Annotated in this window: 14 protein-coding genes; 7 read left to right on the forward strand and 7 right to left on the reverse strand. The window is 71.3% G+C overall.

From position 1 onward, the window contains the following. Nucleotides 1-40: 40 nt before the first annotated feature. The 5 genes from ACQPW6_RS05665 to ACQPW6_RS05685 all read left to right on the forward strand — a co-directional run bounded on the left by ACQPW6_RS05665 (nt 41) and on the right by ACQPW6_RS05685 (nt 5,450). Nucleotides 41-1,303 carry a cytochrome P450 gene (locus tag ACQPW6_RS05665; protein WP_433888426.1) on the forward strand — a complete coding sequence of 421 codons (1,263 nt, stop codon included), beginning with the start codon at nt 41-43 and terminating at the stop codon, nt 1,301-1,303. Nucleotides 1,304-1,423: 120 nt separating this feature from the next. Then, the gene (locus tag ACQPW6_RS05670; protein WP_433888427.1) at nt 1,424-2,452 is read left to right on the forward strand and encodes an ATP-binding cassette domain-containing protein; all 1,029 of its coding nucleotides are present in this window, start codon (nt 1,424-1,426) and stop codon (nt 2,450-2,452) included. After that, nucleotides 2,449-3,273, forward strand: a complete 825-nt coding sequence (locus ACQPW6_RS05675) for an ABC transporter permease (protein ID WP_433888428.1) — start codon at nt 2,449-2,451, stop codon at nt 3,271-3,273. Before ACQPW6_RS05670 ends, ACQPW6_RS05675 begins: the two co-directional genes overlap by 4 nt. Nucleotides 3,274-3,339: 66 nt before the next feature. After that, on the forward strand, nt 3,340-4,143 hold the full coding sequence (locus tag ACQPW6_RS05680; RefSeq protein WP_433888429.1) for a sulfotransferase family protein: 804 nt from the start codon (nt 3,340-3,342) through the stop codon (nt 4,141-4,143). Further along, nucleotides 4,140-5,450, forward strand: a complete 1,311-nt coding sequence (locus tag ACQPW6_RS05685) for an alkyl sulfatase dimerization domain-containing protein (protein WP_433888430.1) — start codon at nt 4,140-4,142, stop codon at nt 5,448-5,450. Before ACQPW6_RS05680 ends, ACQPW6_RS05685 begins: the two co-directional genes overlap by 4 nt. A gap of 124 nt (nt 5,451-5,574) precedes the next feature. On the opposite strand, the gene ACQPW6_RS05690 is transcribed toward ACQPW6_RS05685, so the two are convergent. Both ACQPW6_RS05690 and ACQPW6_RS05695 read right to left on the reverse strand, forming a co-directional pair. Then, nucleotides 5,575-5,973, reverse strand: coding sequence for a VOC family protein (locus ACQPW6_RS05690; protein ID WP_433888431.1), 399 nt, complete (start codon nt 5,971-5,973; stop codon nt 5,575-5,577). A gap of 157 nt (nt 5,974-6,130) precedes the next feature. Then, entirely contained in the window at nt 6,131-6,826 is a 696-nt protein-coding gene (locus ACQPW6_RS05695; protein ID WP_433888432.1) for a hypothetical protein, read from the reverse strand. 250 nt (nt 6,827-7,076) lie between these two features. Here ACQPW6_RS05695 and ACQPW6_RS05700 point away from each other — a divergent pair, with 250 nt between their 5' ends. Both ACQPW6_RS05700 and ACQPW6_RS05705 read left to right on the forward strand, forming a co-directional pair. Next, the gene (locus tag ACQPW6_RS05700; RefSeq protein ID WP_433888433.1) at nt 7,077-7,937 is read left to right on the forward strand and encodes a class I SAM-dependent methyltransferase; all 861 of its coding nucleotides are present in this window, start codon (nt 7,077-7,079) and stop codon (nt 7,935-7,937) included. 52 nt (nt 7,938-7,989) lie between these two features. After that, the gene (locus ACQPW6_RS05705) at nt 7,990-9,321 is read left to right on the forward strand and encodes a cytochrome P450 (RefSeq protein WP_433888434.1); all 1,332 of its coding nucleotides are present in this window, start codon (nt 7,990-7,992) and stop codon (nt 9,319-9,321) included. Nucleotides 9,322-9,371: 50 nt separating this feature from the next. On the opposite strand, the gene ACQPW6_RS05710 is transcribed toward ACQPW6_RS05705, so the two are convergent. The 5 genes from ACQPW6_RS05710 to ACQPW6_RS05730 all read right to left on the reverse strand — a co-directional run bounded on the left by ACQPW6_RS05710 (nt 9,372) and on the right by ACQPW6_RS05730 (nt 15,314). Next, nucleotides 9,372-9,890: an AMIN-like domain-containing (lipo)protein gene (locus tag ACQPW6_RS05710; RefSeq protein ID WP_433888435.1), complete on the reverse strand. Its 519-nt coding sequence runs from the start codon at nt 9,888-9,890 to the stop codon at nt 9,372-9,374. A 256-nt stretch (nt 9,891-10,146) separates the two neighbouring features. Further along, entirely contained in the window at nt 10,147-11,208 is a 1,062-nt protein-coding gene (locus tag ACQPW6_RS05715) for a PDR/VanB family oxidoreductase (protein ID WP_433888436.1), read from the reverse strand. Next, complete coding sequence (locus ACQPW6_RS05720; RefSeq protein WP_433888437.1) at nt 11,205-12,368, reverse strand: ABC transporter ATP-binding protein; 1,164 nt, start codon at nt 12,366-12,368, stop codon at nt 11,205-11,207. The genes ACQPW6_RS05715 and ACQPW6_RS05720 overlap by 4 nt, the downstream gene beginning before the upstream one ends. A 106-nt stretch (nt 12,369-12,474) precedes the next feature. Continuing rightward, entirely contained in the window at nt 12,475-14,220 is a 1,746-nt protein-coding gene (locus ACQPW6_RS05725) for an ABC transporter permease (protein ID WP_433888438.1), read from the reverse strand. Further along, nucleotides 14,217-15,314 (reverse strand): ABC transporter substrate-binding protein, encoded by a 1,098-nt coding sequence (locus ACQPW6_RS05730; protein WP_433888439.1) that lies wholly within the window; start codon nt 15,312-15,314, stop codon nt 14,217-14,219. The genes ACQPW6_RS05725 and ACQPW6_RS05730 overlap by 4 nt, the downstream gene beginning before the upstream one ends.

The raw sequence follows: 15,314 nt of genomic DNA on the forward strand, positions 1-15,314 counted from the left end.
CGCCGAGCTGTCCCCCGCGACGAGCAGCCGGAAGGCCCTCATGTCCCTACAGGAAAGCAGCGAAACGGCCGCGGAGCAGCGGCAGCCGGACGTACTGGAACAGCTGATGTTCCCGCCGGCCTCCCTCGACCCCTATCCGCTCTACCGCCGGCTGCGCGAGGAGTCCCCGGTCTATCCGAGCCGGTTCGGCGCGCACCTGATCAGCCGGCACGCCGACGTCAACCACGTGCTCAAGCACCATGAGCTCTTCCCCGGGGTGCCCGAGGAGGACATGGCCAGGATGTTCCCGCAGGGCGTCGGCCACGAGGCCTACCAGGTGCTGGTGACCTCGCTGGTGGGCAGCAACCCGCCCAAGCACACCCGGCTGCGCGGCCTGGTGGGCAGTGAGTTCACCTTCCGCCGAGTGGACGGCCTGCGGGCCGGCGTCACCGAACTCGCCGACAGGCTGGTCGCGGACCTCGCCGAGCGGCTGCGGTCGGGCGAGACCGTGGACCTGCACAGGTCGGTGTCCATCCCGATGCCGCTGCACATGATCTCCGACCTGCTCGGCGTGCCACAGGACGAGCGGCAGCGGCTGTCCGTGCTGGTGCCGGCCATGATGAACGTGGTGGACCCGGCGGCGCCGCCGGACGCGGTCGCCGCGGCGGACGCGGCCTTCCGCGAACTGGGCTCCTTCTTCGACGCGTTGATCGAGGAGCGGCGCCGGCGGCCGGCCGACGACCTGGTCTCCGACCTCGTCTCGGTGCACGACGGCGACATGGACCGGCTGGCCGAGGACGAGCTGCGCACGCTGCTCTTCACGCTGTGGTCGGCCGGCTTCGAGACCACCGCCACCGGCATCGACAACGCGGTGCTCGCGCTGGCCGAGCAGCCCGACCACCGGCGGTGGCTGGCCGGCGACGACAAGCAAGTGCGGGCGTTCGTCGACGAGACGCTGCGGCACGACCCGTCCGTGCAGGTGGCGCCCGGTATCCGGGTGGCCGCGCAGGACACGGAGCTGAGCGGCTGCAAGATCCCGGCGGGCACCCACGTACGGCTGATGCTCGGCGCGGCGAGCCGCGACCCGGAGGCGTACCCCGATCCGGACCGCTTCGACCCGGGCCGGACCGGCACGCCCGCGCTGAGTTTCGGCGCCGGGATCCACTACTGCCTGGGCGCGGGTCTGACCCGGCTTGAGATGTCGGTACTGCTGCCCCGGCTGCACCAGGCGCTGCCCACGCTGGCGCTGGCCGGGCCGCCCGGGCGGCGCCGCTCGGTGCCGCTGCGGGACTTCGACTCGCTGCTGGTCAGGCTGGACGGCTGAACGCGGGGGTGCGCGCGCCGGGCGCGCGCACCCGTCCGTGCGCGCCGCCGCGGGCTGCCGTGGCTGCCGCCTTCAGAAGAAAAGCTTCACATTCCGATAGAGACTGCTAGGTTGCTGGCTGTGACTGAATCGATACTCGTCCAAGGGCTGGTCAAACGGCTCGGGAAGAAACAGGCGCTCGACGGAGTCTCGATGTCCGCCGGCGAAGGCACGGTGCTGGCCCTGCTCGGGCCCAACGGCGCCGGCAAGACCACCACCGTGCGGGTGCTGTCCACCCTGATCCGTCCGGACGCCGGGCATGTGGAGGTGTGCGGGATCGACGTCACGGCGCAGCCGCGCCGGGTGCGCGGACTGATCGGCCTGACCGGGCAGTTCGCCGCCGTGGACGAGATACTCACCGGCCGGGAGAACCTGGAGCTGGTCGGCCGGCTGCACCGGATCGGCCGCACCGAGGCCCGGCGCAGGGCCGACGACCTGCTGGAGCGGATGGGCCTGAGTGAGGCCGCCAACCAGCGGGTCAAGACCTACTCCGGCGGCATGCGGCGGCGCCTGGACCTCACGGCGAGCCTGCTGATCCGGCCCCGGGTGCTGTTCCTCGACGAGCCCACCACGGGGCTCGACCTGCGGTCCAGGCTGGACCTGTGGTCGGAGATCGAGCTGCTGGTCAGGGACGGCACCACGTTGCTGCTGACCACCCAGTACCTGGAGGAGGCCGACCGGCTGGCCGACTCGGTCACCGTGATCGACCGCGGCAAGGTGGTGGCGCAGGGCACGCCGAGCGAGCTCAAGCAGCAGGTCGGCGACGAGCGGGTCACCTTCACACTGGCAGATCCTGCCGAACTCGACCGGGCCCACGAGGCGTTGCGCGGGCACGGCGACGAGAACCCGTTCCACGACCGCGCCCGGGCCCAGTTGACGCTTCGTCTGGACGGCGGCATCGAGACGGTCACCGCGATGGTCCGCGACCTGTCGGACGCCGGCATCACCCCGGTCACCCACGAGGTCCGCCGGCCCTCACTCGACGACGTCTTCCTGACGCTGACCGGCAGCACCGCCACCGAGGCGGCGCACGAGGCGGAGCAGGACAAGGCCACGTCCGGACGGCGCGGCAAGGCGTCGGCCCGCGACCGGAACGGAGCCACCCGATGACCGCCACCACCGACTCCCCCACCACCGCCGCTCCCCCGCCGCCGCCCAGCGGCGCGCTGTGGAGCGTCAGCGACGCCTGGCTGCTGGCCGGCCGCAACATGCGGCACATCCAGCGCCGCCCCGACCAGTTGATGGCCGCGGTGCTGCAACCGATCATGTTCTTCGTGCTGTTCGCGTACGTCTTCGGCGGCGCGATCCAGGTGCCGGGCGGCGACTACAAGCAGTTCCTGCTGCCCGGGGTGTTCGGGCAGGTCATCGTGTTCGGCGGGATGGCCGGGATGTGCGTGGGCATCGCCGAGGACATGCGCAACGGGATGATGGACCGGTTCCGCTCGCTGCCGCTGAGCCACGCCTCGGTGCTGGTCGGCCGCACCCTGTCGGAGGTGGTGCGGAACATCATCGCGCTGATCGTCACCGGCGCGGTCGGCTTCGCGTTCGGCTTCCGCTTCCACGGCGGGGTGCTGCACGCGCTGGCCGGCGCCGGGGTGCTGCTGCTGTTCGGCTTCGCGCTGTCCTGGGTGCTGGCCTGCATCGGCATCACCGCAAGCAGCGCGGAGGCGGCGCAGACCACGTCGATGCCCTGGCTGTTCCTGCTCGGCTTCGTGAGTTCGGCGTTCGTCCCCACCCACGCCATGCCCGGCTGGCTGCGGGTCTTCGCCGACCACACCCCGGTCACGCTGACCATCGACTCCGCCAGGGCCTGGTTCAACGGCGGCACGCCCGGCTCGGAGGCCTGGCAGTCGATCGTCTGGTCGGCGGGGCTGCTCGTGGTGTTCGTACCGCTGGCCACCCGGCTGTTCCGGCGGGCGGTGGCCGCCTAGCCGACGACCCGGCCGGAGCCGATCCGGCCGGTCCCTGATCCGTCCCCGATCCGGAGGGTCCGCGCGATGGAGGTCATCGGAGCGGGGCTGGGCCGAACCGGCACCACCTCGCTGAAGAAGGCACTGGAGATTCTCGGCCTCGGCCCCACTTATCACACCCGGGAGATATTCCGGGATCCCGACCGGCTGGCCGACTGGGAGAACGCGGTGAACGGCGGGGAAACGGATTGGGACGCCGTTTTCGACGGCTACCGGTCCACCGTCGACTGGCCGGCCGCCGCGTTCTGGAAAGAACTCGCCGAGCATTATCCCGACGCCCGGGTCATTCTCACCGTGCGGGATCCGCAGGAGTGGTACACCAGTTGCGCGCGGACGATTTTCATATCGTACCGGCCGGGTGTGCACTGGACGGTGCTGCGCGGCCTGATGCGTATTCCGCTGATGGCCGCGGACAAGCGGCTGCGCAATTTCCGGCAGGTCTTCGACGGCGTGTTCCGCCGGCACTTCGGGGACCGGCCGATCAGCAGCCGGGAGGCCGCCGTTGAGGTGTTCGACGAGCACCTGGCCGCGGTCCGCGCCGGCGTTCCGGCGCGGCGGCTGCTGGAGTACCGGGTCACCGAGGGCTGGGAGCCGCTGTGCGCGTTCCTCGAACTGCCGGTGCCCGAGCAGCCGTTCCCCTACGAGAACGACCGCAGGACGTGGCAGCGGTTCACCCGCCGGCAGGTCTTCCGCGGTATGCGGCGGCTCGCCCTGCATCCCGGGAGCGCCGGGCAGGCGGCCCGCGCCGCTCAGCGCGCCAACTCCGCGCCGCCCGCGCCCGCCAAGCCCGCGCCCCCCGCCAACCCCGCACAGGAGGAGCCGGCACCGTGATCGATCTGATGGGTTATGCCGACCGGGTCTGGACCGGGCAGGAGGATCTGCGCCCCTACTTCTCCGGCGCGCTGCGCGAGGACGGCCTGCTGCCGGTCGCGGACGGCGTGTGGATGTGGGCCGCCACCGGCAACGTGTACGTGTTCCGCACCGCCGGCGGGCTGCTGCTCTTCGACACCGGCGATCGGCACACCTCCCGCGCGCTGCACACCGCGGTACGGGCGGTGACCCAGGACCCGCTGCACATCGCCGTGTTCTCGCACGGCCATGTCGACCACGTGCTGGGCATGGACCCGTTCGACCAGGAGGCGGCCGAACGCGGGCTGCCCCGGCCCGAGGTGATCGCGCACCGGCACGTGCCCCGCCGGTTCGAGCGCTATGTGCTCACCGCGGGCTACAACTCGGCGGTCAACGGGCGCCAGTTCCGGGCCCCCGGCCTCAAGTGGCCGACGGTCTACCGGCAGCCGGACACCCTCTACGACCAGCAGCTCGACCTGCGCGAGGCCGACACCCAGGTACTGCTGCGGCACGGGATGGGCGAGACCGACGACGCCACCATGGCCTGGCTGCCCGACCGGCGCATCCTGTGCTGCGGCGACTTCTACGCGTGGAACGCGCCCAACGCCGGCAACCCGCAGAAGGTGCAGCGGTTCGTCGCGGAGTGGTCGCAGGCGCTGCACTGGATGGCCGGACTCGGCGCCGAACTGCTGCTGCCCGGGCACGGGGTGCCGATCGCCGGCGCCGAGCGGATCCGCCAGACGCTGCTGTCGTCCGCCGCGCTGCTCGACCACCTCCAGCAGTCCGTCCTGGAGCTGATGAACGGCGGGCTCACCCTCGACGAGGTGCTGCACCGGGTGCGGGTGCCGGCGGAGATGCTGAGCAAGCCGTATCTGCGGCCGACCTACGACGAGCCGGAGTTCATCGTCCGCAACCTGTGGCGGCGCTACGGCGGTTGGTACGACGGCGACCCGGCGGCGCTGCGCCCGGCGCCGCGGGCCGAACTGGCCGCCGAGGTGGCCGAGCTGGCCGGCGGCCCGCAGGCACTGGCCCGGCGGGCGCTGCTGCTCGCCAAGGACGGCGACCTGCGACTGGCGGGCCACCTCGCGGAGTTCGCGGCGCTGGCCGCGGCGCCCGGCAGTGCGGAGCACGCCGAGGCGCACCAGGCGAGGGCCCAGGTGATGGAGTCGCTGGCGGCCGACTCGCCGTCCTTCATGGCCAAGTCGATCTACGGCTGGGCCGCTTCGCAGTCGCAGGCCGCCAGCCGCGGCGAGGAGCCTGGCAAGGAGGAGGCGGGCTGGGCCCCGTAGGACCGGAGCCGGTAGCCAAGGGGGCCGGTGGGAACCGGCCCCGCGGGACTGGAAGTGGGCGGGTGCCGGGGCGTGGACTCCCGGTCACCCGCCCACGGTCTCGGCGGCATCCGCTGTGGGACGGTCAGCCCTTGTCGTCGGGCTCCTGCACGACCAGCAGGTGGTTGCCGTCGGGGTCGTTGACCGAGAAGAAGTGGCCCCACGGGGCCTCCATCAGGCCCCCGTTGGAATCCACTCCCTGCTCGGCGAGCGTGGCGTGCAGTCCTTCGACGTCCTCGGCCGCGAGCGAGAACTGCTGCATTCCCGGCTTGATGCCGCCGACGTCCCAGGTGACCAGGACGATGTCGCAGCTGCCGTCCGGCGTGGCGAGCTGGAGCCACCGCAGTCCGGGCTCGGGCGGCATCTCCTCAGGGGTCATCTCATGGTCGTTGACGACATGGAAGCCCAGCTTCTCGTAGAAGCTCTTCGCCGCCTCCTGATCGGTCACCGGTACCGAAAGCAGGGTGATTTTCGTGATTCCCATTGCGCGGTGTCACCTCATTGTTCGATCGATTGACTACCGGCTTTCCACCGTAGCGGAGTCGAAAGCTGCGTACACGCGCCTGAGCAGAAATTCACCGGCGGGCCGACACCCGGTCCTGGCGTCGGCCCGCCGGTGAATTCGGGGGCACTATTGCCCGTCAGTCCGCTATCCCGGCGGCCTGTGCCTCGGTGCCGCTGAGGTCGCATACCCGCACCAGGGTGTCGTACGCCACCAGCGCGCCGCGGACCACCTCGTTGTAGAGGTCCTGGGCGGCCAGCGCGAGGTCGCGCATCGGCTGCATGAAGAGCAGGAAGAACGAGCCGAAGTCGTAGCGGGCCAGGATGTCCCGGCCGTACGACTCCATGTTCTGCAGCAGCTGCACCCGCACCCGCAGTTTGCGCAGCCGGGCGATCCGCTCCTGCGTCATGCCGGCGAAGCCGCCCTCGCCGAGCTGGCGCAGGGTGTTCTCGTAGCACTCGTCGCGTCCGTTGGCCAGCGCCGCCGCGGCGTACGCCTGGAGGTTGGTGTACTCGCCGACCGCGGTGTCGATCAGCGCGACCGTGCCGTCCAGCGCGCGGAAGCACGTGTCGTAGGTGGAGTCGACGTACTTCATCTTCTCGCCCACCGCGCCGACGTCCACCGAGCCGTCGGGGCCGACCGCCGTTCCGGACGCCTCGACGACGTAGCGCACGGTGTCGTCGAGCGCGGCCAGCGCCTCCATCGCGTCACGGACGGTCCGCAGGGTCGCCGAGGTGGCCACCGCGTCCGACACCAGCCCCTTGGAGATCTCCGCGGCTTCGGCCGTCGCGTAGTTGTTGGGGGGACATTCATTGTGCAGACCCAGTACGCCCACTGCCTTCTCCTGTCACCCGGTTGTCGAGGTTGTCTCGACGATAGGCAGGGCCGCGGCGGGGGCTCTACTTCCAGGTTGCGTCGGTACGGGCGCCTTCGTGCGGTGCGGTCAACGGCCCTGCCGACAGGGCCTGTTCGCCGCTCACCGGGGGCTGCGGCCGGCGCCGGTGCAGCAACCTCCGAGAAGGCCGGGGCCGTTGCCGTGGGCAAGAATCGAACCGTCCCCGCCAGCCTGCCGGAAGGCGCCGTCCATGGACCACGGAGCATCACGTCCCGCCCAGCGACCGGAAGTCACCGACGTCTTCGAGCGCGCCGCCGGCTCGTACGACCAGACCGGCGTGCGCTTCTACGGCCCGCTGGGCCGCCGGCTGGTGGACAGCGCGGGGCTGACCCCCGGCATGGAGGTGCTCGACGTCGGCTGCGGGCGCGGCGCCTGCACCTTCCCCGCCGCTGAGGCCGTCGGGCCCGGCGGCTCGGTGACCGGGATCGACGCGGCGCACGCGATGATCGAGGCGGCTCGCCGGACGGCCGCCGAACTCCCGCTGAACAACGTCACCTTGGCGATCGGCGACGCTGTCAGGCCCGACCTGCCGCCGGAGTCGTTCGACGCCGTGCTGGCCGGGCTGGTGGTCTTCCTGCTGCCCGACCCGGCCACCGCGCTACGCTCCTACCACGGCCTGCTGCGGCCGGGCGGGCGGCTGGCGATGAGCTCCTTCGGCGTGGTGGACCCGCGGTTCTTCCAGGTCACCGATGTGATGCTGCGCTTCCTGCCGGAGCCGCCGACCAGCATTCCCGGGCAGGGCGACAGCGCCTTCGGCAGCCAGGAGCGGCTGGCCGCGCTGGTCGCCGACGCCGGCTTCGAGGACGTCAAGGTGACGGACAGCTACCTGGACCTGGAGTTCGCCGACACCGGGCAGTGGTGGGACTGGCTCTGGCAGACCGCCGGCCGGATGATCCTGGAGTCGGTGCCGGAGGACCGGCTGCCCGAGGCGCGCGAGGCGGCGATGGAACGGATGGAGGAGGTCAGGGACGAGCACGGCAGGCTGTCGATCCGCTGGAACGTGTGGCTGACCAACGCCTCGAAGGCGCAAGCCGGTCCGGCCGACCGCTGACAGGTGCAGGCCCGTCCGCTCTCCGTAGCGGCTCTCGAAGGGATCACCGCTGATGGCTCCGACAACTCCCCCGCAGGCCCCGGCCGCGCTGCCGGTGCTCGGGCACGCCCCGGCCTTCGTCCGCGACCCGCTGGCCGTGGTCAGCGCCGGACGGCAGGCGCACGGCCCGGTGTTCACACTGCGCCTCGGCCCGAAGCGGGCCGCGGTGGTGGTCGGGGTGGACGAGAGCCGCGCGGCCATCAACGAGCCCGAGACCACCCTGGCGGTGGCCCCGGTCTACCAGTGGCTGCGGCCGATGTTCGGCGCGGTGATGCAGGCCGCCGACCACGCGGACTACCTGGTGCAGCGGGCCGCGCTGCTGCCGGTCTTCCGCGGCCGGCAGGTCGCCGACCACACCGCGGCGGTGACCGAGGACGTGTCCGGCTGGATCGACGGCCTCGGGCCGTCCGGCACCTTCGACGCGGGCCGCGACCTGGAGCGGCTGACCCTGGACATCGCGACCCGGCTGGTGCTCGGCAAGGACTTCAGGGAGCGGCACGGCGACACCTTCCGCCCGCTGTTCCGCGACGTGGCGGCCGGCATGGAGTTCGTCCTGCCGTCCTGGACGCCGACCCCGCGGCTGCTGCGCCGCAACCGGGCCCGAAAGCGGCTGTTCGCGCTGCTCGCCCCGCAGGTCCGGCGGGCCAGGACCGACCCGGACCCGGCCGGGCAGGGCTTCCTCGCCCATCTCGCGGCGAGCACGGCCGCCGACGGGGCCCCGTTCGACGACGACACGGTGACCGGCCTGGCGCTGGTCCTCGTCTACGCCGCCTACGAGACGACGGCGGCCCAACTCGCCTGGTCGGTGCTGCTGTTGCTGCAACACCAGGGCGAACTGGCCGCCACCGCCAAGGAGATCCACACCGAGCTCGCCGACGCCGACCCCACGCCCGGCACCCTGCACCGGCTCACCCGGCTCGGCTGGTGCCTCCAGGAGGCGCAGCGGCTGCGCCCGGTCACCACGATGCTGACCCGGCAGGTGGCCGCGCCCTTCGAGGTGGCCGGGTTCACCGTGCCGAAGGGCTGGACCACGCTCTTCTGCCCGCCGGTCACCCATCGCGACCCGGACCGCTATCCGGACCCGGAGCGCTTCGACCCGGAGCGCTTCTCCACCGCCCGCGACCCGGACGGCCGGGCCGCCGCCGGGCTGCTGAACATGGGCGGCGGCGGCCACGCCTGCCTCGGCGGCCGGGTCGCGGACATCGAGATGAAGCTGATCATCGCGCTGCTGCTGCGGCGCTACGAGCTGACCCTGTCAGGGCCGGCCCCCGAGCCGACCCGCAAGCCGGGCATCTCCCGTCCTGCGGGCCCGTGCCCGGTGGCGTACCGACAACTGCCGCAGTAGGCGGTGCAGTTCACCCCCAGGGCAGTCGGAGAGGCGGGACGGGCGGTAGCTCAGTGGTAGAGGTCCACGATCACCCGGTTCGGCCCGGTCAGGTGCGAGACCGCGTAGTGCGAGTACGAGTCCAGGCTGAGCCCGAACTGCACCTCGCCCTCGTAGGCGTAGTCGAGCTCCACGCCCTTGAGCGAGGGCAGCGCCACCGGCAGGGTGTGCGGGCTGGTGTACGTGTCGTGGCCCTGGTCGTCGTAGGTGGCGGCCGAGCCGAGCGTGACGAACAGGTAGGACTGGCCGGGTATGTCGACCTGTACGGCCTTGTCGCTCGCCGGGTAGAAGACGCCGGTCGTCGAGGCGGCGGCGGTCACGGTCGGCAGCGTCCCGGAGCTGAGGTCGAGCACCAGCCGGTCGTAGTCGGGGTGCGCCCCGGTGCGGGCGTCCAGTACGCAGATCGAGGAGCAGGTCGAGGTGGTGGCGCCGGCCGCCGAGGCCGTCGCGGGCAGGAGTCCGACGAGCGCGATCGAGACGGCCGCGGCGGCGGTCACCGCGACCCGGCGGGCACGGGAGATGGCAGTCATGATGTGGTCCGTTCTGTCCGTGAAAGGAATTCACCCGAAGCCGCCGGTTCGTGTTTTCGGACAGTCATGATTCGCCGATTCCCCACTCCCCCGCAGGCAGCGCACTGAATGTACCCGGGCGCGCCCCGACTGGCAACGACAGGCTCCCAGCGGGGAAGAACGGCGAACACCGGGGTTCGTGAAAAGAGACCACGCCATCGGAGCGATGGCGTGGTAATTTGAAACACATATCACTTCTCAGTGGCATCGCATTGGTTCAGATGTCCACCACCAGCTCGGGCGAACGCGACCTGCTGCAGCAGAGCGTCACCGCGGTGTTGGCGCGCTGCTGGGCCGGCGACTGGAAGACGTCACGGTGGTCGGGGTCGCCGCCGAGCACCCGGGTCAGGCAGGTGCCGCACACTCCGGTCTCGCAGGACGTGCGCACCTGCACGCCGTGCTCGCGCAGGGTGTCGGCGATGGTGCGGTCCGCCTCGACCAGCGCGGTCACCTTGCTGCGGGCCGCGACCACCGTGAACGGGGTGCCGGTGAGGTCAACGTCGTTGGCGAAGTTCTCCTCGTGCACCCGGTCCTCGGGTGCCCCGGCCCGCCAGGCGGCCTCCTCCACGTGGTCCATGAACCCGCGCGGGCCGCATACGTAGACGTGGGCGGCCGGTCCCGCCCGCCGGATCACGTCCTCCGCGTCGAAGGCCCGGCCGTGCGAGCCGTCCCCGCCCCGCGTGACGTCGTCGTCGGTGTACCAGGTCAGCCGGTCGCGCCCGGCCAGTTCGAGCAACTCGTCGGCGAACGCCAGCCGTTCCCGGTTCCTGACCCGGTAGTGCACCTCGAACGACCGTCCAAGCCGGGCCAGTTCGCGGGCCATCGCCAGCAGCGGGGTGATGCCGATGCCGCCGGCGAACAGCACGGTGTGGCCGGCGTCCACCTGCAGCGGGAAGTTGTTCTTCGGCGGGCTCATCAGCAGGAAGAGGCCCTCGCGGATGCGGGTGTGCACCCGCAGCGAACCGCCCCGCGAGTCGGCCGTACGCAGGATGCCGAGCCGGTAGCGGGAGGTGTCGGCCGGGTCCCCGCACAGCGAGTACTGCCGTACCTTCCCGTCGCCCAGGTGCAGGTCCACATGGCTGCCGGGGGCGAACGGCGGCAGCGCGGCACCGTCGATCCTGGCCAGTTCGAGGGCGAGCACGCCCTCGGCGACGGGCCGCCGCGCGGTCACCACCACTTCGAGCAGCCCGCCGTCGCCGTCGAGTCCGGCCAGGCCGTCCGGCCGGGCCGGGCCGCGCGCCTCGGAGGTGTCGCCCGCGGTGCGGGCTTGGACGGTCACTCGGCACCTCCGCTCGCGGCCGATCCGGGCACCAGACGTACCCGCTCGGCCGGGATGGTCAGCCGCACGTCGCTGCCGTCGGACAGCGCCCGGTGCCGTTCCGCGTGGCACTCCATGGTCAGCTTGCCCACCTTGACCTGGTGGCGGACCCGCTCGCCCTCGAACGCGGTCGCGGTGATCACTCCGGTGAAGGTGTTGCGCTCCTCCGGGTCGGCGCTCTCCTCGGCCGCGGTGATGATGAAGTCCTCCGGCCGCATCAACACCCTTACCTCGTCGCCGAGTTGCCAGGTGCAGCGGTCCACCGCGATGGTGCCGGCCTCCGACGCGATCCGCGCCGCGCCGTCGGCGAGGTGTTCCACCACCCCGGTCAGCAGGTTCGGCGCGCCGACGAACTCGGCGACGAACAGCGAACCGGGCTGGTCGTAGACCTCCTCGGGGGACGCGCTCTGCTCGATGCCGCCCTGCGACATGACGGTGACCACGTCGGACAGCGCCAGCGCCTCCGACTGGTCGTGGGTGACGTAGACCATGGTCACCCCGGTCTCCCGCTGGAGCCGCTTCAGTTCGAACCGCATCGACTCGCGCAGCCGGGCGTCCAGGTTCGACAGCGGCTCGTCCAGCAGGACCAGTGCGGGCCGGGTCACCAGCGCCCGGGCCACCGCGAGCCGCTGCTGCTGGCCGCCGGACAGGTTGGTCGCCTGGCGGCCGGCGTAGTCGGCCAGGCCGACGGCGGCGAGCGCCTCCTCTACCCGGTCGCGCTGCTCGGCCCTGGTCAGCTTCGCGCCGGTGCGGCCGGGCCTGCGCACGGTGAGCGGGAACGCCACGTTCTTGAAGACGTCCATGTGCGGCCAGATCGCGTACGACTGGAACACCATGCCGAGGCCGCGCCGGTCGGGCGAGACGTCGATCCCCTGGTCGGAGGAGAACATGGTGGTGCCGGACAGGGTGATGGTGCCGGTGTCGGGGCGTTCGAGCCCGGCGATGGAGCGCAGCAGGGTGGTCTTGCCGCAGCCCGACGGGCCGAGCAGGGTGTGGAACTGGCCCCGGCCGACCTCCAGGTCGATGCCGCGCAGCGCGGGCGCCGAGACGTCCACCGGGCTCTTGGGTCTGCGGCCGCCCTCGGCGGCGTAGTTCTTGGTGACCTTCGCTATCGACAGCACGACTGTCTCCCGTCAGAGATGCGCTTCATGAGGGACGTACGGCGGTGGAGGTACGGCGGCGCGGATACGCCGCGGGACGTACGGGGCCGGCCCGCCAGGGCCCGGTTCACTGCAGCCGCACCCCCTTCCGGCCGCCGATGATCGTCGCGAGGCCGACGAAGACGGAGAGCACCAGCACCATCAGCACGCCGATCGCGGCCACCGACGACAGGCCGCCGTCCTGGTACTTCTCCCAGACCACGACCGAGATGGTCTCCTTGCCCGGGCTGTACAGCAGGATCGTGCTCTGCAACTCCCTGAAGCTCACGATGAGCACGTAGATGAAGCCGGCCACCATGCCCGGGCTGGTCAGCGGCAGCAGGACCCGGCGGATCGTGGTCAGCCAGCCCGCGCCCGAGACGTACGCCGACTCCTCCAGCTCCGGCGAGATCGACTTCATCGCCGAGGACGCGTACCGCATCCCGTACGGCAGGAAGCGGGTCAGATACGCGATCAGGATGATCCACAGCGTGGCGTAGATCGGCAGTCTGACGTGCAGGTAGACGAAGCTGATCGCCAGGCCGAGCACCAGGCCCGGCACGATCACCGGTGAGAACGCCAGGGTGTCGAGCAGCCCCCGGCCGCGGGCCTTGGTGCGGACCACGAACCAGGACGTGACAGCCGACAGGATCATCACCCCGAGCGCGGCGCCCACCGCGACGAAGACCGTGTTCTTGAAGGCGGTCATCACCGCCGGGTCGTTCAGCACGGTGGTGTAGTTGTCCAGGGACATCTGCGAGAACGCGTGCGCGCTGGGCGTCTGGTAGTACGGCAGCAGCGAGGCGTAGAGCAGGATCGCCAGCGGCAGCACCACGACCATCAGGAAGTACAGGACGATGAACGCCCCGGCCCACGGCCTGCCGCGGCGCAGCGGCACCCGGCGGGGCCGGAACGCCTTGCCCGACACGGTGGCCGTCTGCTTGAGCGAGCCGCCCGCCCGGTTGACCACCAGCACCCCGACCGACGCGACAACCAGCAGCAGCACGCCGAGCGCGCCCACCGCGTGGAAGTCGATCGGGTAGGTCTGGAACAGCTGGTAGATCTGGCTGGTCACCACGTTGATGTGGGCCGGCATGCCGAGCAGCGCCGGGATCTCGAAGACCTCAAGGCTCTGCACGAACAGGATCAGTCCGGCGCTCGCGAGGGCCGGCTTGGCCAGCGGTCCCGTCACCCTCGCCAGTACCGTCCAGCGGCCCGCGCCCGAGGTGCGGGCCGCCTCCTCCAGCGACGGATCGCTGTTGCGGAAGGCGGAGTTCATGAACAGGAAGGCGATCGGGGCCACATGCAGTCCCTGCACCCACACCATGCCGCCCATGCTGTAGATGTCGAACGGGCGGGCGCCGAACAGCCGGTCGGTGATCTCGTTGAACAGCCCGATGTCCTTGCTGGTGAGGAACACCCACGCCGGGGCGTAGAGGATGCTCGGCACGATCAGCGGGATGACCGAGGACGCCTGCACCAGCCGGCCGAACGGCGCGTCGGTGCGGGTGGCGAGGTAGGCGAGCACCGAGCCGAGCACCAGCCCGAGTGCGGCCGAACCGGCCGCGAACAGCAGGGTGTTGCCGAGCGTCGCGCCGATCCCGCTCTCGCCGAACGCGCGGCGGAACCCGGCGAAGGACAGCCCGGTGCCGTCGTCGGTGAAGGCGTCCCGCAGCAGGTAGACCAGCGGCGCGCCCACCAGGTAGAGGACGACGACCGCGGTGGCGAGCAGTACCAGGGTGCGCGGCCGGGGCATGCGCGGCGTGCGGGGGCGGCGGGCGGGCCGCGCCGGTGGGCTTCCGGCGCTCTCGCGGCGGGTTTCTGTGAGGGTCATGACGCTCCCTTGGGGAGGACGGGCCCCTTGCCGGCGAGCAGGTTCGCGTAGGCGGCCGACCAGGCGGGTCCGGACTTCAGCAGCGTGCGCCAGTCCTCGACGACCTCGTCGTCCTTGGCCAGTGGCGCGTGGTAGCCGGGTATGGCCGAGGGGTTGGTGGGGATTCCGCTGACGTTGTTCAGCAGCGGCTGCGCGTCGGAGAGATAGAAGTCGGACCACAGCGTGGCGGCGGCCGGGTGCTTGGCGCCGACCATCGGCACCGCGCCGAGCACCTGGAGGTTGACCGGGCCGACCGCGGGCTTGTAGTCCACCGCTCCCGGGTCCTGCCCGGTGACGTAGTGCAGGAAGTCGGTGACGAACACCGAGTACTCGCCGGACTTCAGCAGGTCGTGCGAGGTCAGATGGCCGTTGACCGGGCGGGCGTTGGCGGCGATCTTCTTCATCATGGCGGTGAAGTCGGCGTCGCTGGTGCCGTGGTCGTGGAAGTAGCGGTAGACGCTGAGGTACCAGTTGTCGTCGTTCTGCTCCAGCGCGAGCTTGCCCTTCCACCGCGGATCGGCCAGGTCGGCCAGCGACGTGGGTGCGCCGGCCTCCTTGACCAGCCGGCTGTTGTGCACCGGCAGCGTCGCGATGAAGTACGCGCCGGTCATGAACGGCAGCTTGGCCCGGGCGTCGACGCCGGGCACGTCAGGGTGGTAACTGCCCAGCAGGTGCTTCTGGTTGAGGATCGCCATCTCGATGTCGCTGGTCTCCACGACGTCGTTGAGCGGCCGGCCGGCGTCGGCCTCCTGGAGGATCCGCTGCCGCAGCGTCTCGGTGGTCGCCCGGTAGACGGAGACGGTGATGCCGTACTTCTTCTCGAAGGCGGGGGCGATGGTGGTGGAGACGGCGTCGCTGGTGGTGTAGACGATGACGCTGCCCTCCTTCTTCGCCTCGTCGACCAGCTCGTCGTGCCTGCTCTGCCCGGACATCGCGTTGAACTTCGCGTAGGCCGCGGAGTTGTCGATCGGGTCGAGCGAGGACGGCCGCCCGCACGACACGGTGAGCGCGGCGGCGGCGAGCACGCACAGCAGTCCGGTGATCCGGTTGCGCAT

The sequence above is a fragment of the Streptomyces sp. CA-111067 genome, assembly GCF_050956065.1.
In the GTDB taxonomy this organism is placed as follows: Bacteria; Actinomycetota; Actinomycetes; order Streptomycetales; family Streptomycetaceae; genus Actinacidiphila.